Annotated in this window: 13 protein-coding genes; 10 read left to right on the forward strand and 3 right to left on the reverse strand. The window is 59.1% G+C overall.

Annotated features, from left to right (window positions below; translation table 11 throughout):
- Window positions 1–372 precede the first annotated feature (372 nt).
- Window positions 373–1347 carry an NAD-dependent epimerase gene (locus tag CKW30_RS03110; protein WP_095179861.1) on the forward strand — a complete coding sequence of 325 codons (975 nt, stop codon included), beginning with the start codon at window positions 373–375 and terminating at the stop codon, window positions 1345–1347.
- Window position 1348: 1 nt separating this feature from the next.
- Here CKW30_RS03110 and CKW30_RS03115 read toward each other — a convergent pair whose 3' ends face one another.
- Both CKW30_RS03115 and CKW30_RS03120 read right to left on the reverse strand, forming a co-directional pair.
- Window positions 1349–1558, reverse strand: coding sequence for a hypothetical protein (locus CKW30_RS03115; protein ID WP_095179863.1), 210 nt, complete (start codon window positions 1556–1558; stop codon window positions 1349–1351).
- Between the two features lie 94 nt (window positions 1559–1652).
- A complete protein-coding gene (locus tag CKW30_RS03120) occupies window positions 1653–2579 on the reverse strand; it encodes an alpha/beta hydrolase (RefSeq protein ID WP_177434188.1) in 927 nt (308 codons plus the stop codon).
- A gap of 118 nt (window positions 2580–2697) precedes the next feature.
- On the opposite strand from CKW30_RS03120, the gene CKW30_RS03125 reads away from it, so the two are divergent.
- The 9 genes from CKW30_RS03125 to CKW30_RS03165 all read left to right on the forward strand — a co-directional run bounded on the left by CKW30_RS03125 (window position 2698) and on the right by CKW30_RS03165 (window position 12108).
- Window positions 2698–3603, forward strand: coding sequence for a LysR family transcriptional regulator (locus CKW30_RS03125; RefSeq protein WP_095179864.1), 906 nt, complete (start codon window positions 2698–2700; stop codon window positions 3601–3603).
- Between the two features lie 202 nt (window positions 3604–3805).
- Complete coding sequence (locus CKW30_RS03130) at window positions 3806–5053, forward strand: ABC transporter substrate-binding protein (RefSeq protein WP_016774568.1); 1248 nt, start codon at window positions 3806–3808, stop codon at window positions 5051–5053.
- Between the two features lie 77 nt (window positions 5054–5130).
- Window positions 5131–6006, forward strand: a complete 876-nt coding sequence (locus tag CKW30_RS03135) for a branched-chain amino acid ABC transporter permease (protein WP_024012825.1) — start codon at window positions 5131–5133, stop codon at window positions 6004–6006.
- Between the two features lie 11 nt (window positions 6007–6017).
- A complete protein-coding gene (locus tag CKW30_RS03140; protein ID WP_218192294.1) occupies window positions 6018–7799 on the forward strand; it encodes a branched-chain amino acid ABC transporter ATP-binding protein/permease in 1782 nt (593 codons plus the stop codon).
- Window positions 7792–8496: an ABC transporter ATP-binding protein gene (locus tag CKW30_RS03145; protein ID WP_073474647.1), complete on the forward strand. Its 705-nt coding sequence runs from the start codon at window positions 7792–7794 to the stop codon at window positions 8494–8496. Before CKW30_RS03140 ends, CKW30_RS03145 begins: the two co-directional genes overlap by 8 nt.
- 33 nt (window positions 8497–8529) lie before the next feature.
- Window positions 8530–9300, forward strand: a complete 771-nt coding sequence (locus CKW30_RS03150; RefSeq protein ID WP_095179868.1) for an SDR family NAD(P)-dependent oxidoreductase — start codon at window positions 8530–8532, stop codon at window positions 9298–9300.
- 24 nt (window positions 9301–9324) lie between these two features.
- Window positions 9325–10470, forward strand: a complete 1146-nt coding sequence (locus tag CKW30_RS03155; protein WP_095179870.1) for a glycerol dehydrogenase — start codon at window positions 9325–9327, stop codon at window positions 10468–10470.
- A 108-nt stretch (window positions 10471–10578) separates the two neighbouring features.
- Window positions 10579–11115 (forward strand): 2,4'-dihydroxyacetophenone dioxygenase family protein, encoded by a 537-nt coding sequence (locus CKW30_RS03160; RefSeq protein WP_024012829.1) that lies wholly within the window; start codon window positions 10579–10581, stop codon window positions 11113–11115.
- Between the two features lie 87 nt (window positions 11116–11202).
- Window positions 11203–12108 carry a LysR family transcriptional regulator gene (locus CKW30_RS03165; protein ID WP_016774575.1) on the forward strand — a complete coding sequence of 302 codons (906 nt, stop codon included), beginning with the start codon at window positions 11203–11205 and terminating at the stop codon, window positions 12106–12108.
- A gap of 121 nt (window positions 12109–12229) precedes the next feature.
- Here the strand turns inward: CKW30_RS03165 and CKW30_RS03170 are convergent, their stop codons facing one another.
- Window positions 12230–14683: a fimbria/pilus outer membrane usher protein gene (locus CKW30_RS03170; protein ID WP_256584144.1), complete on the reverse strand. Its 2454-nt coding sequence runs from the start codon at window positions 14681–14683 to the stop codon at window positions 12230–12232.
- Window positions 14684–14778 lie beyond the last annotated feature (95 nt).

A 14778-nucleotide genomic window follows, 5' to 3' on the forward strand; every position in this document is an offset into this window, starting at 1 on the left:
TCTTCGGGCAGTGCTAAGTTATCGGCCAGTCTTTGCAAGCTGTCAATTAATAACAGTCAAAAAGACTGCCTTTCATCCGCTGATAATGGCCGTGTTTCGTAAGTCATTGTTTGTGAACGGTGAAATTTATTCGTCGGATTTTTTAAACTTTTCGAAGTTATTGAAGTCGCGGGTGTTAGATGGCGTCCGTGATAGCAAATTAGTTTCAATCTTACATCTTTCGATTCATCGGCAGTTCGACTTTTAAATACCTCGCGTCGGATGCTGCTGGCCAGGGTAACTAGGGTCGTCTATCAATAGTTGCCGTTGTTGGCCGGTAAATGTTCGGTGCTGTGTATCTCCTTAAAGTCCAACCGGTGAGCCGAGGTGATCATGAGTGTTCTGGTGACAGGTGCCGCAGGTTTTATCGGTTATCACACGGTCATGCGTTTGTGTCGCGAGGGGCTCGAGGTTGTGGGTATCGACAATCTCAATCCTTATTACGATGTCAAACTCAAACAGGCGCGTTTGCACAGATTGCAGACGCTGGCCAATTTCACTTTCCATCGACTGGACATTGTTGATCAGGCGGCGTTGAACGCGCTGTTACAGCACGGACACTTCAAACAGGTCATTCACTTGGCCGCCCAGGCCGGTGTGCGCTACTCGCTGGACAATCCTGATGCGTATGCGCAATCGAATCTGGTCGGGTTTCTCAACGTTCTGCAGGCATGCCGTCGTCATCCGCCGGAGCACTTTATCTACGCCTCGAGCAGCTCGGTGTATGGCGCCAATACCAAGATGCCGTTTGCAGAAGACGACCCGGTCGACCAACCGGTTTCGTTGTACGCCGCGACCAAGCGTGCCAACGAATTGCTCGCGCACAGTTACTGCCATCTCTACGGCTTGCAAGCCACCGGCCTGCGTTTTTTTACCGTCTACGGTCCCTGGGGTCGACCGGACATGGCGCTGTTCAAGTTCACCGAAGCGATGCTGCAGGGGCGCGCCATCGACCTTTACAACCAAGGCGAAATGGCGCGGGATTTCACCTACATCGATGACATCGTCGAAGGGATTTTGCGACTGCTCGACAAACCGCCCGCACTCAGCGCCGAGCGTGGTACTAACCGGCTGTTCAATATCGGTCGCGGCAGTCCAGTAGCGCTATTGAGCTTCGTCGAATGCCTGGAGCAGGCATTGGGCATGAAGGCCCAGCGCCGTTATCTGCCAATGCAGGAGGGCGATGTATTGAAGACCTGGGCCGACGTGTCGGCGCTGGCGCGCTGCATCGACTTCAGCCCGCACGTGCCGATCGAGCAGGGCGTGCAAGCATTCGTGCAGTGGTATCGCGAGTTCTATCAGGTCTGATTCAGTGCAGCGTAACGGCCCTGCGACTTTCCCCGATGCGGATCCGGTCGAGGGCGCGGTTCAGCGCATCCAGCGCATCGAGCAGCGCCTTGGCCTCGGCCTCACGCCCGTCGCCCCACAGGCGTTCGGCCATTTTGTTCAAGGCCAGAATGGCGCGTTCGATGTCGGCTGCACTGGCGGTGTTCTCAGGGGCTGATGGTTTTTTCGGCATTCACGGTTCCTCGGCGGTCGGCAAATCACCATACCGCCAAGGCGCCGAGCAATACAGCGACAAGTGTCCCCGATCAGCAGCGGACGCAGTTTGGTCAGCGATTAGCCTCAGTCAATCCCGCCTCGATAAACCGCACCGAACTCTCCAGCGCCTGCTGCCCCTCGGCCAATATGCCCGCGTAGAAATGCCAGGCGTGAAACATGCCGGGCCACACTTCAAGATTGACCCGGACGCGGTTGTCCGCCAGGTGATTGGCCAGACGCATCGCGTCACTGAGCATCAGTTCGTTTTCGCCGATCTGCACCAGAATCGGTGGCAGTCCGGTGACGTCGGCGAACACCGGCGAGGCTAGCGGATGGTTGGCCAAGGTGTCGCCGAGAAAGGCTCGCGCGAGGATGTCCAGCACTGGCTTGGAGTTTAGCGGGTCAAGGCCTTCACGATTGCTCATGGAAGCGCCGGTGTGTTCGAGGTTGGCCCATGGCGAAATTGACGAGCCCACCGCAGGCAATGGCAAACCTTTGGATTTTGCCGCGACCATCACGCTGACCACCATCGCGCCACCCGCCGACTCGCCAGCGAAGGCAATCTTGCTGGCGGCGATGTTCTGCTCAAGCAACCACTCATAGGCGCGCAAAGTGTCATCGATGGGGGCGGGGAACTGATGCTCGGGTGCAAGGCGGTAATCCGGCATATACACCCGCGCGCCGAGCATTTTTGCGTAGTTGCCGCCGATGCCGTGGTAGCCGTCAGGTCGACCGACGATGTAGGCGCCACCGTGGATGTACATCAGCACCGCGTCGGTCTTGAGCTCATCCGGAGTCACCAGCGTAGCGGGCACGCCGCCCATGTCGACTGTTTCAAACCTCACGCCAGCCGGCGGCTGATTCTGCCCGAGCATTTTTGCGTAGGCATCGCGGATGTCGCTCATCTTTGTGGTGGTATCGGTGCCCTTGAGCACGGGTACCAGATCGCTGAGGCTGTTGGCCCAGGTTTGCACGGCTGCTTTTACTTCAGTGTTCATATGACCTCGATCAGGCGTTGGTGATGGATTAACTAATCGAGATGTTATGCTCATGATTGGGGAATAGGGTTCCCCATAACCGGTGCCAAGCCGCTTGAATGCCAAATCCGGAGGCCACATGGAACTGCATAACCTGAACGACATCGCCGCCTTCGTCGCCTCGGTGGATGCCGGAAGTTTTACGGCGGCGGCCAGGCAACTCGGGCTGACTCGCTCGGCCGTCGGTAAATCGATCGTGCGGCTCGAATCGCGTCTGCAGGTCCGTCTGCTCAACCGCACCACCCGCAGCCTGAGCCTGACCGACGATGGTCGGGTGCTGTATGAGCGATGCGTGGGCATCCTGCAGGATCTGGACGAGGTCGAAGAAGCTTTGGCGTTCCGCCGTTCGACGCCCAGCGGCCGCTTGCGCATGAGCCTGCCGGTAGCACTGGGCCGGCTGCACGTTGTGCAGCACATCGAGCGCTGCCTGAGAGACTGGCCGTCGCTCGCCATCGACGCGACGTTTTCCGATCGGCTGGTCGACCTGATCGACGAGGGTTTCGATCTGGCGATTCGCATCGGTCCGCCCAAGGAAGACTCCGGACTACTCACGCGCACGGTGGCTTACCAGCAAATGATCACCTGTGCCTCGCCCGATTATCTGAAAGAACATCCGGCACCGCAGACACCCGAAGATCTGGCCGGGCATGCGTGCCTGCACTTCGTCAGCGGCGGCCGATTGCTGGCGTGGAATTTTCGCGTCAATGGTCAGCCTGTGTCGGTCATTCATGCCGGGCGGCTGCAGATGGACAGCGCTGAAGCCTTGCATCAGGCGACTGCCGCCGGCCTCGGTATCGCGACGTTGCCATCCTATGTAGTCAACGATGACTTGCGCAGTGGCAAGCTCGTGCAGTTGCTCGCAGATTACGCCGAGGCTGCCGAGCCGATCCGGGTGATTTATCCGAGCAAGCGACACCTGTCGCCGAAGATTCGGCTGTTCATCGACAGGCTGGTGGAAGCGTGGTCGCCGGCGCCTTGGGACTGATCAGCCCGCCATAGGAGCTGTGCCGCAAATTCACAGCAGGTGTGCTTTTTCAGCTATATCCAGCCAATCTTGGCGAGCCGTACTCTTGCAAACAGTGGCGCAGAAACTTGCGTTTCATCGCCACTGTAATCCGACGATGTCTGTGCTCGGCACGGATCATTTGAAGGAACAATAAAAACAATATCTGCGGGAGATGAATCCAATGAGACTCGCTCAAGAGGAAGCCGTGGCCGTGGCGGCTACCGCGAAAAGCTGGCTGAAAGCTGCCGGCATCCTGCTTTGCCTGTCCACTCCGGTTGCCGCGCTCGCGGACATCAGGATCGGTGCGCTTTATCCCCTGAGTGGATCCCTGGCGTTACTGGGCGACGAGAGCTTCCGTGGCCTCGAACTGGCCGTCGCCGAACGAAATGCCTCGGGCGGTTTGAAGGGCGAGCCGATCAAATTGCTCAAGGCCGACGCAGTCGATGCGGGACAAGCGGTCGGTGCCGCGCGCCGGCTCACCTCTGTTGAGAACGTCACTGCTGTATTTGGCAGCTATTCCTCGGCGCTGTCATTTGCGGCCACGCAGGTGACGGAGATGGCGGGGGTGCCCTTTTTCGAATTGGGTGCGGTGTCCGACCACATCACTGAGCGTGATCTGAGCTACGTGATGCGCAGCAACCCGACCGCCAGGAATTTCGCCGAAGGCACCATCACCGCCATCACGGACATTGTCAGCCCATCGCTCAAGGTCGATCCGAAACAATTGAAGGTCGCGATCATCCACGAGGATGCGCTGTACGGTACGACCATCGCCGGGTTTCAGAAAAAAATCGCTCAGGAGCAAGGTCTGAATGTGGTCGAGGTACTACCGTATTCGGCCAAAGCGGTCGATCTCTCATCGCTGATCCTGCGTTTGAAAGGCGCCCAGGCGGATGTGGTATTGCAGACCAGTTATCAGAACGACACGACGCTGTTTTTCCGCCAGATCCGCGAAGCCGGTTTCAGGCCCAAAGCCGTTATCGGCGCCGGCGGCGGCTATTCCATGCAGGACACGGTCAAGGTCGTCGGCGCAGCCAATATGGAAGGCGTGCTCGATGTCGATTTTCCACAGTTCCAGACCAATGAAAACGGCGCTCCCGGTATCGGTGCGTTCGCCAAGGCATACAAGGATCGCTACGGCAGCGAACCGCGCTCGGGCCACAGCCTGATCAACTATGTCGGGGCGAAGATATTCCTCGATGCCATGGAAAACAGTACTTCGCTGGACGCCGATGCGATCCGTGCCTCGGTGGCAACCATCGATATTCCTCTCGGCGGCACGGCTGCCGGCATCGGTGCCAGGTTTGGCAAGAACGGCCAGAACCAGCGCGCCAATACGGCAATCATGCAGTGGCAGAACGGACTGCTGAAAACCGTTTACCCCCAGGCAGCCGCCGTTGCCCAAGCGCGTTTTTCCGACCAACCCTGATACCTGAACCCCGCAATCTGCTGAAGCTTGATCATTGAGCTTCACGGGTTCGTTCGCTCGCAAAGAGGGCGCCAACCGTGGAAATTTTCATCCAGCTCCTGTTGAACGGCTTATTGCTCGGTGGCACGTTGGCCATCATCAGCATCGGCCTGACGTTGATTTTCGGCATCGTGCGTGTGGTCAACTTCGCCCATGGCGAGTTTCTGATGATCGGCCTGTATGCCGTGTACTTGCTGAATTCGCACTTCGGCATCCACCCGTATATGGCGATCATTCCTGCGACGATCCTGTTGTTTGCCGCTGGTGCGGCAATGCAGCGTTTCATCATTCAGCCGTTGCTTGGCGCCGAGGGACATATCCAGATTTTCGCCACCGTGGGCGTCTCGATTGCCCTGATGAACGGCGCGTTGCTGATCTTCGGTGCCGACGTCATGACGGTGAAGAACATCAGCGTCGGTACCACGACCGTCAGCTTCGGCGCCTTTCGCGTCAGCAGCGGTCAGTTGATCACGTTTGTCGCGTCGCTCGCACTGGTCGCGGGGCTGCACTGGTTTTTGCAGAACACATTTCTCGGCCGGGCTGTCCGCGCTACTGCACAGCATCGCAACGCGGCGCAACTGATGGGTGTCAACGTCAAAAACATCTATGTGTTTGCCTTCGGCCTGGGTTGCGCCTGCCTGGGCGTCGCCTCGGGACTGATCGCTCCACAATATCCGGTCTTTCCAACCGTTGGCACTTTCTTCGTGCTGACGGCGTTTGTGATTGTGGTGCTGGGCGGCCTGGGTAGCCTGTCCGGCGCACTGATCGGTTCAATGCTGATCGGCATCGTCGACAGTCTCGCCGGTTACTACATCGCGCCGGACCTCAAGGAGGTCGTCTACTTCACGATTTTCCTGGGCATCCTGGTGTTTCGTCCGACAGGTCTTTTCGGCGCCGGTCGCGGGTCTGAGTGAGGAAGATGGTCATGAATATTTTGCACCCGCGTGTCTATGTCAGTGCACTGGCCCTGGCGCTGTTACTGATCATTCCATTGAGCGTTGGCTCGCCGTTCGTTTATCACCTGTTCATCCTCATATGCAGTTATGCGGCACTGGCCAGTGCCTGGAACATCGTCGGCGGGTTTGCCGGCCAGCTGTCGTTGGGGCATGCCGTGTTCTATGGGGTGGGCGCTTACACGACGACGCTGCTGATGATGAAACTGGGCATCAGTCCATGGATCGGCATGTTCGCTGGCGCAATCCTGTCGTCGATTGTCGCGGTGCTGATCAGTTGGCCGTGCTTCAGATTGCGCGGGCCGTTTTTTGCCTTGGCGACCATTGCGGTGCTGGAGGTCGTGCGTCTGGTGGCGATCAATCAGCATGACGTGACCGGTGGTGCGGCAGGGCTGGGCGTACCGCTGAAGCTCGGTTTCGAGTGGATGTTGTTCCGCCCGCGCTGGCCATACCTGCTGATTGCCTTCGCCTTTCTGCTCATCACATTGGCAGTGTCGTGGAAGATCAAGAATTCCCGACTGGGTTATTACCTGATCGCCGTGCGTGAGCGTGAAGACGCCGCCCATGCGGTGGGCGTGAACTCGGTCAAGGTCAAGCTGATCGCCGTGGTGTTGTCCGCATTTATCACCAGCCTGGTCGGCAGCTTTCACGCGATGTACCTGACCTTCATCGAACCCGGCTCGATGTTTTCTCTCGAGATGTCGATTCAGATCGCCATGTTCGCGTTGATTGGTGGACTGGGCACGGTATCGGGACCGCTGATCGGCACTTTGCTGGTGCTGCCGCTGGCTGAACTGGCACGCGGCTGGCTTGGCGATCTGGGCAGCGGGGTGCACGGTCTGGTCTATGGCATCGTGCTGGTCGTGGTGGTGCTGACTATTCCGCAAGGCGTGGTGGGGCGTTTTGGGGCCCGGATATTTGCCTGGATCGACTCATTGCCCGGCGGCCGTCGTTCGATGGCAAATACAAAAGCACCGATCGGGCCGACCTTGGCGCAAGCCCACTCGGCCACCCACGGTGAGCCGGTTCTGGTCGCAGAAAACCTGCACAAGTTCTTTGGCGGACTGCACGCCACCAACGATGTTTCGCTGAGCTTGGCCGAAGGCGAAATCGTGGGTGTGATCGGCCCGAACGGCGCCGGCAAAACTACGGTGTTCAACCAGCTCTCCGGGTTTCTTCTGCCATCCAAAGGCCAAGTGAAAGTGCGCTTGCTCAATGGCGACTGGGTCACCCCGAACAGCCCGGCCGAGTTCGCCCGGGCAGGCATTGGCCGGACCTTTCAGATCGTGCAGCCATTCGCTGATTTGAGTGTCTGCGAGAACATCATGCTCGGTGCATTCATGCACACCGCCGACGCGAGGGAGGCGAGGGCGATCGCCGAGCAAGTCGCCGAGCTGACCGAACTCACCGCGCTGCTCGACACCCGGGCGCGCAACTTGACGGTCGGCGGCATGAAGCGCCTGGAAATGGCCCGCGCTCTGGCGACCCGCCCGCGCATCCTGTTGCTCGACGAAGTCATGGCCGGCCTCAACCCGACGGATGTTGCCAAGGCCATCGCAGTGATTCGCCGGGTGCGTGATTCGGGCGTCAGCGTGTTGATGATCGAGCACCTGATGCAAGCCACCATGAGCCTTTCTGACCGCATCGTCGTGATCAGTTCCGGCACGCTGCTGATGCAGGGCGCGCCTCACGATGTGATCAACGATCCTCAGGTTATCGAAGCCTACCTCGGTAAGGAGTACAGCCATGCTTAAACTCGACAACGTCCACAGCGGCTATGGCGGTACGGAGATCCTTCGTGGCGTGTCGTTCGAGGTCAATGCCGGTGAGGTGGTGACTATCGTCGGCGCCAACGGCGCCGGCAAAACCACGACCCTGCGCAGCTTGTGCGGCATCGTCACACCGTCCCAAGGCACGATCGAATTCGAAGGCCAGCGCATCGATGGCAATCGCCCCGATCAGATTGTCGACGCGGGCCTGACGCTGATACCGGAGGGGCGCCAGTTGTTTCCCTTCATCAGCGTGCGCGACAACCTCTTGATGGGCGCCTACAAACGCAGTGCACGAGCGGGCTACAGGCAGCGTCTGGACAATATTCTCGATCTGTTTCCGAGGGTGCGCGAACGCCTTGATCAGAACGCCGGGACACTGTCGGGCGGCGAACAACAAATGGTCGCCATCGCCCGGGGCCTGATGGCCGAGCCGAAATTGTTGATGTTTGATGAACCGTCGCTGGGCCTGTCGCCGCTGCTGGTGTCGCAGGTCTTCGAGATCATCAACAGGATTCTCCAGTTGGGCACCACCGTGTTGATCGTCGAGCAGAACATCGTTCATACGCTGCGCATTGCTCATCGCGGTTACGTGCTGGAGAACGGCGAAGTGGTGCTCAGCGGCACCGGCCAGGAACTGCTGGAAAACCCGCACGTCAAGCGTGCTTATCTGGGGCTCTGACCCAGTCCATTCATCTGCAAGTGAGAACAGCTCATGACTCATTCCAGACACGCCGGGCGCACCGTAATGGTCACCGGCGCCGGGGGCGGCATCGGTGCGGCGATCGCGCGGTTGTATTGCGAAGAAGGTGCAGCCGTGGCGCTGCTCGACGCTGATGCCGACAAGGTGCAACAGCAGGGCGTGGCGTTGCTTGATGCGGGTTTTGCGGTCGCGTGGGCGCAGGCTGATGTCGCGAGTTTTCAAGACTGCGCTGCTGCCTGCGAGCGCTTGCAAGGTGAGCTCGGCCCCATCGATACCCTGATCAACAACGCCGGCATTTCGCCCAAACACCACGGCGCACCCGCGCCGATCTGGACCATGGCGCCGGAGGAGTGGCAGCGGGTGGTCGATATCAACCTCAATGGCTCCTTCAACCTGGTGCGAGTGCTCGCGCCCGGCATGGTCGAGCGCCGGTTCGGGCGCATCGTCAATATGTCTTCGGTGGCGGGCAGCGCGTTCTTGCCGATTGTCGCAGCGCACTACAGTGCGACCAAAGCCGCAATCATCGGCTTTACCCGCCACCTGGCCGGCGAACTCGGGCCGTTCGGTGTCACCGCCAATGCGCTGGCACCTGGACGAATCGAAACGCCATTGCTCAAGACCGTATCGGCCCAGGCCAATCAAACCGTGGTCGACGAGACACCGCTGCGCAGGCTGGGCACACCGCTTGAGGTGGCGAGAGCGGCGTGTTTTCTCACGTCAAGCGAAAGCGACTTCATTACCGGCCAGGTGGTTGATGTCGCGGGCGGCTGGTTGATGCGCTGATGACTTCTTGCGAGGACGTTTGTCATGGTTAAAACGATGGGATTTCCCGGGCGCTACGAGCAGGGTCCGAATGCATTGCAACAATTGGGCAGAGTGCTGAACGACATGGGCCGATCACGGCCGCTGGTGCTTTGCGATGAGTTTGTCGCCCGGCATCTATGGCCGCAGGTTGGCGCCACGTTGCAGGACCAGGGATTGGAGCCATTGCACATCGAGTTTCCCGGCGAGTGCACGCGCGCTGCGATTGCGCAGTTATCCGAGCAGGCATTGCTGCACGCCCCCGACACGATCATTGCGCTGGGCGGTGGCAAGACCATCGATACGGCGAAGGGGCTGGCGGCCAATCTCGACGTGCCGATCATTGTCTGCCCCACGATCGCTTCAAGTGACGCGCCAACGAGTCGGCTGATCGTGCTTTACGACGAAGAGCACAAAGTGGTGGGCGTGGAGTTTCTGAAGATGAATCCCGCTGCGGTGATTGTCGATACAGAGGTCATCGTTCAGGCGCCGGCACGGTTCTTCGCGGCCGGGATCGGCGATGCCATCAGCAAGAAATTCGAAGCCCGACAGTGCTACGCCGCCGGCGGCCACAACTCTTTCGGCACACCGCCGCTGCACACGGCATTGATGCTCACCAACCTGGTTTTCGACACGCTGATGCAGTACGGCGTCCCGGCATATCAGGCGGTGTGTCGACATGAACTCACCGATGATGTCGAGCGGGTCATCGAAGGCACCGTGCTGATTAGCGGTGTCGGTTTCGAGAGCGGTGGTTTGTCACTGTCCCATGCCCTGGTTCGGGGGCTGACCGCGATACCGGCGATGGCGTCGATGCTGCATGGCGAACTGGTGGCGTTCGGCACGCTGGTGCAGATGGCGGTGGAGGCGCGACCGGCCGAAGAGATTGAACAGGTCGCGCGTCTGCTGCACGCGGTGAAGCTGCCCGTGACGTTCGCTGAACTGGGTCAGCGCACGCCGTTGACGACGGCGCAGATCAATATTCTCGTGGACGCAACCTTATCGGCGGTTTACGCCAGAAACATGCAACCGCCCTTGAACTACCAGCGCCTGGTGGAAGGATTGGCGGCGGCTGACAGCCTTGGTTCACGGCTGGTCAGAGTCTGCGCGAACCCGCCCCGACACTGTGATCCTGCGTCACAACAGGTGTGACCAAGTAGCTGTTTTCTCCCGTACAGCGACGCCATAACCTTTCCCTCAAGCGAAATCCTGGCGCAATCAAGTGCTGTGAATTCGTCAAAAAAACCGAGAGGCCTGACTATGAATACTCCTGTTAAACCTGATGAACTCGCCATTGCGTATCAGTTGCCGCAAGTTCCATTCATGACGCCCGACATGGTGCATCCGGGCGTCATGACGCAGTGGCTCGAAGACGATGCGCTGTGGGTGCCGGTAACAAAATCTGTCTCCTTCAAGCCATTGCTGCTCAACACCAGCGGCGGCTATTACATCAACCTGTTGCGGGTGCGTCAGGCCGGCGTGCTGTCGCGTCACCGCCATACCGGCGGCGTGCATGCGATCGTGCTCAAGGGTCGCTGGTACTACCTGGAGCATGACTGGGTCGCGGAGGAGGGGTCTTTTGCCTATGAGCCGCCCGGTGAAACGCATACCCTGTTCGTCCCCGAGGATGTGAGTGAAATGATCACCTGGTTCCACGTGCAGGGTGGCTACACTTACGTCGATCCGCAGGGCGTTGCCGTGGGTTACGAAGATGTGTTCACCAAGCTTGAAGCCGCCCGAGCGCATTACAAGACGCTGGGTTTGCCGGACGACTACATCGAACAGTTCATTCGCTGACCCGGCCCCCAGGAAAAAGCGCGCTTCGGCGCGCTTTTTCATAAGCGTTGAGACAACATGCCTTCAAGCTTTTCGCCAGGACCGGCCATGGACAATTATTCGCAGCTGCTCGCTTTTATATGGTCTACCGAATGTGGAAGTTTTTCTGCTGCCGCGCGCGCCCATCACCTGACGCCATCAGCGGTCAGCAAACTGATCACCCGCCTGGAAGATCGCTTGCAGGTCCGGCTGTTCCAGCGCGGCTCACGCGTGCTGACGCTGACCGAGGAGGGCGCCGCTTACCTGCGCAGCGCCAAAGCCGTCGTTGAAGCCATGAACGAGGCGGACTCGCTGGCCGAGGCGTTGCCCTCCAGGGTCAGTGGCACCCTGCGCATCCACACCATGACCTCTTTCGCCAAACACCAGATCGTGCCGTGGCTACCGGAATTTCTGGATTTGTATCCCTCACTGGACGTTGAGATCCAACTCGGCGCGCAATTCGTCGATCACTTCGAGCAAGGGCTCGATATCGCCATCCACAGCGGCGTATTGCCCAGCTCATCACGCATTGCCAGACGCATCGGCGAATGTGAATGGCTGATCTGTGCCTCGCCGCAGTACCTGGCTGAACACGGCACACCAACCACACCCGCAGATTTGCTGAATCATCGTTGCTTCAATTTCAGCTTCGTCAGCCCGTGGAACAAATGGTCATTTTTGCAGGATGGAGACGGCGTCTCGGTACCGGTGACCGCCAGCGCGTCGTTTACTCAAGGCGATCTGTTGCGCGACATGGCGCTGTCAGGCGCTGGCGTGGTGAAGCTTGCGGACTTTCATATCGGGCTTGATGTAAAAGCGGGAACGCTAGTGCCGTTGCTTGAGGATTTCAAAACGGGTGTGGTCGAGCCGATCTACCTGCTTTATTCGGATCGCAAGCATTTGAGTCCACGGATACGAGTATTCATCGAGTTTTTTCAGAACAAGTGGCGTGAGCATCCGTGGAAGGTCTCCTGACGTTCAGCTCTGGGGGCAGCGTATTGATCAACGCGATGCTCAAACTGCGCATTAAAAAGCCCTGAATCATCAGGGCTGAGTTTTGGTTGAGGGGGCGTAGAGTGACAAGCTCGCGGTCGGTCTACTTCGCGCTCGAAGAGCAGGCCAACCGGTATTGCTCATAGTTCAAGCCTTCGACCTTTTCCGGCAGCTTGTACGGCACGGGGCAGCTTTTGCCCTGCCACTTGATGGTGATGACACCGTGATCTTTGGTCACCAGCGCCAGGGCCTTGCCCGTCGGATCTGACAATGCCAGTTGTTTGCCGTCGCTATCCAACAGCACCGCGCCGAATGGAATCGGCTGGCCGTTGGCATCGTACAGTTCAAACTGGACGCGTCTGCCTTTGCTGCCTTCGAAGCGTGCAAGAACTATCGAACCTCGTCTTGGCACCAGTTGCTGGGTGGCATTGTCCAGCTCGATCTCACCGCCCAGGTTACGCGTGTCCAGCGTTACCCAGTTCACGCGGTACGGTTGCGCGTTAGGCAGAACCGCATAGCCGTTCAGGCCGGTTTTCACACCCGAATAGCTGCTGACTTCGACGCCCGACATGCCGGGCACTTCCACCAGACCGAACGTTTCACCGACGGTCTGGCCCATATTGATGCCGCCTGCATGGGCTACCAGCGATCCGGCGGCACTCAGGTTCTGTGATTCATAACCGTTGCCTCGGTTGTAACCCAGGCTCAGGTCGCCCATCGATGTGCGGGTACTCAGGCTCAGCGAGCCAGATCGATCGCCTTGGACACTGCGCCCGGTCTGCACGGAATAGTAGGTGTCGCTGTCCTCGGTCAGATAACCGTTGATCCCGGCTTGGGTACCGGTGTTCTGATGGTTACTGGAAATGTAGGCGCGCGGTGCGCGGGGTGTCGATCCGAGCGGGAACGAAATTGAAACGCTTAATTGCGTGTCGTTGCTGGTTTCACCGCGTGCGCCGAATTCCTGGGTTTTGCTCAGGCTGATGTTGTAGTTCAGGTCGCGCCAATTGTTGTTGTAGCCGGCGGAAAAGCTCCGCGAGCCACCGCGATCCCAATAGCGCTGGTCACTGGCGTTCAGGTACAGCGAGCCGAACTGGCGTGCTTCGCCCAAAGTCTGGTTGACCGTGAGGTCGGTGCGGGTTTTGGAATTACCCAGGCGCCGGGTGGCCCCGGAGCTGGTGTCCTGGACATGGTCGGTCAGCGTGCGATAACCCTCGGTCGAATAACGATAAGCGGCGAGGGTGAAGCTGGTATCGGTGCCGGTGAAGGTCTTTGCATAGAGCGCGCGTATGCTGCTGCCTTGGGTGGTTTTGCCGAATGCCTTGCTGGACGATTGCGTCACGTCCAGGGACATTGCGCCAATCGAGGTGTTCTTCGCCGCACCGATGGACAGCGCCTTGAAGCCGTTGCTCGCCTGAATGCCGGCAATGCCCGTCAGGTTGCTGGTCAAGCCGTAGGCGAAAGTGCCCCCAAGGAAAGCCGGTTTGTCATAGCCCTCGCTGTTGTTGTTGAACTTGCCGCTCGACAGGCTGTACTTCAGTTGCCCCTCACGCACCATCGTCGGCAGGGCGGAGAACGCCTGCCGGGTTACCTTGCGCCGACCATCCGCTTCGACAATGGTGATCTCCAGGTCACCGTTGGAGCCCGATGGGTAGATATCACTGATCTCGAACGGACCCGGCGGCACGTTGGTGGTGTAGAGAATGTAGTTATCCTGGCGGACCTCGATCGTGGCGTTGGTTTCAGCAACGCCACGTATGATCGGCGCATAGCCCCGCTCGCTGTCTGCGCGCATGCCCTCATCAGAGGCCACCTTGACGCCTTGATAGCGCACGCTGTCGAACAGATCCGAATCGGAAAAGATTTCCCCCGCACTCAGTTGCCCCTTGATCGCCGTGAGGTCGCGCTGGATGAAGGTGCGGTTGCTGACGAACCGATTGGGCCGGCCGGTGGAGCTGCTCAGGTTGGACTCGTTGCGCAGCCGCCAGGCGCCCAGGTTCAGGCCGTTGCGAAGCCCGAGGTTGTTGGAAATTTGCGTCGAGTAATCGGTTTTGCTGCGGGTGCTGCTCAGCTGGTAGTTGATGAAACCGGCGGCCACACCTTGGTCCCAAAGCTCTGGATCTACATAGCCGCGCATGCCACGCGCCATGGCGACCTGCGGCACACTGATATTGAGGCGCAGGCGGTTGGCATCGAAATTGAGACTCGCTTGCTCGATCATTGCAGGCAGGTCGTAGTGATCGGCAGGGTGTTGCTCGTCAACCAGACCCTGCTCACGCAGTTTGCGCATGTCCACACCCAGCTGCTGCAACAGTTCCAGAGTGATGCGTGGCTCGACTTTGCCGTTGACCGGGTTGGCCGCGAAATCGATATCGCGACGCCCGACCAGCGTGCCGTTGCTGAACACGTCGACGCGGTATTGGCCTGGCAAGACGCTGTTGGCATTCAGCAACGGTTGCAGATCGACCGCCGATGAACCTTCAAGGAACAGCGTATTGAAAGATTCACTCGCCACTGCGGCCGGGGCTTCGGCGCCCACGGCGAATCCGCAAATGGCCATGTTGATAGCAAAGCACAATGGATGCAGGCAGCCCAACGCCGCTTTGTTTTTCTGGCGCGCAACATGATGCTTAACACAACTTTCAGATGTGTGGT

Origin of the sequence: Pseudomonas sp. Irchel 3F6 (assembly GCF_900187595.1) — a bacterium.
In the GTDB taxonomy this organism is placed as follows: Bacteria; Pseudomonadota; Gammaproteobacteria; order Pseudomonadales; family Pseudomonadaceae; genus Aquipseudomonas; species Aquipseudomonas siliginis.

What these genes read in the sequence shown, in the direction of transcription:
- CKW30_RS03150 (WP_095179868.1), top strand. Translation starts at nt 8,530, where the DNA reads ATGACTCATTCCAGACACGCCGGGCGCACCGTAATGGTCACCGGCGCC.
- CKW30_RS03160 (WP_024012829.1), top strand. Translation starts at nt 10,579, where the DNA reads ATGAATACTCCTGTTAAACCTGATGAACTCGCCATTGCGTATCAGTTG.
- CKW30_RS03170 (WP_256584144.1), bottom strand. Translation starts at nt 14,683, where the DNA reads ATGGCCATTTGCGGATTCGCCGTGGGCGCCGAAGCCCCGGCCGCAGTG.
- CKW30_RS03115 (WP_095179863.1), bottom strand. Translation starts at nt 1,558, where the DNA reads ATGCCGAAAAAACCATCAGCCCCTGAGAACACCGCCAGTGCAGCCGAC.
- CKW30_RS03120 (WP_177434188.1), bottom strand. Translation starts at nt 2,579, where the DNA reads ATGAACACTGAAGTAAAAGCAGCCGTGCAAACCTGGGCCAACAGCCTC.
- CKW30_RS03130 (WP_016774568.1), top strand. Translation starts at nt 3,806, where the DNA reads ATGAGACTCGCTCAAGAGGAAGCCGTGGCCGTGGCGGCTACCGCGAAA.
- CKW30_RS03140 (WP_218192294.1), top strand. Translation starts at nt 6,018, where the DNA reads ATGAATATTTTGCACCCGCGTGTCTATGTCAGTGCACTGGCCCTGGCG.
- CKW30_RS03155 (WP_095179870.1), top strand. Translation starts at nt 9,325, where the DNA reads ATGGTTAAAACGATGGGATTTCCCGGGCGCTACGAGCAGGGTCCGAAT.
- CKW30_RS03125 (WP_095179864.1), top strand. Translation starts at nt 2,698, where the DNA reads ATGGAACTGCATAACCTGAACGACATCGCCGCCTTCGTCGCCTCGGTG.
- CKW30_RS03165 (WP_016774575.1), top strand. Translation starts at nt 11,203, where the DNA reads ATGGACAATTATTCGCAGCTGCTCGCTTTTATATGGTCTACCGAATGT.
- CKW30_RS03110 (WP_095179861.1), top strand. Translation starts at nt 373, where the DNA reads ATGAGTGTTCTGGTGACAGGTGCCGCAGGTTTTATCGGTTATCACACG.
- CKW30_RS03145 (WP_073474647.1), top strand. Translation starts at nt 7,792, where the DNA reads ATGCTTAAACTCGACAACGTCCACAGCGGCTATGGCGGTACGGAGATC.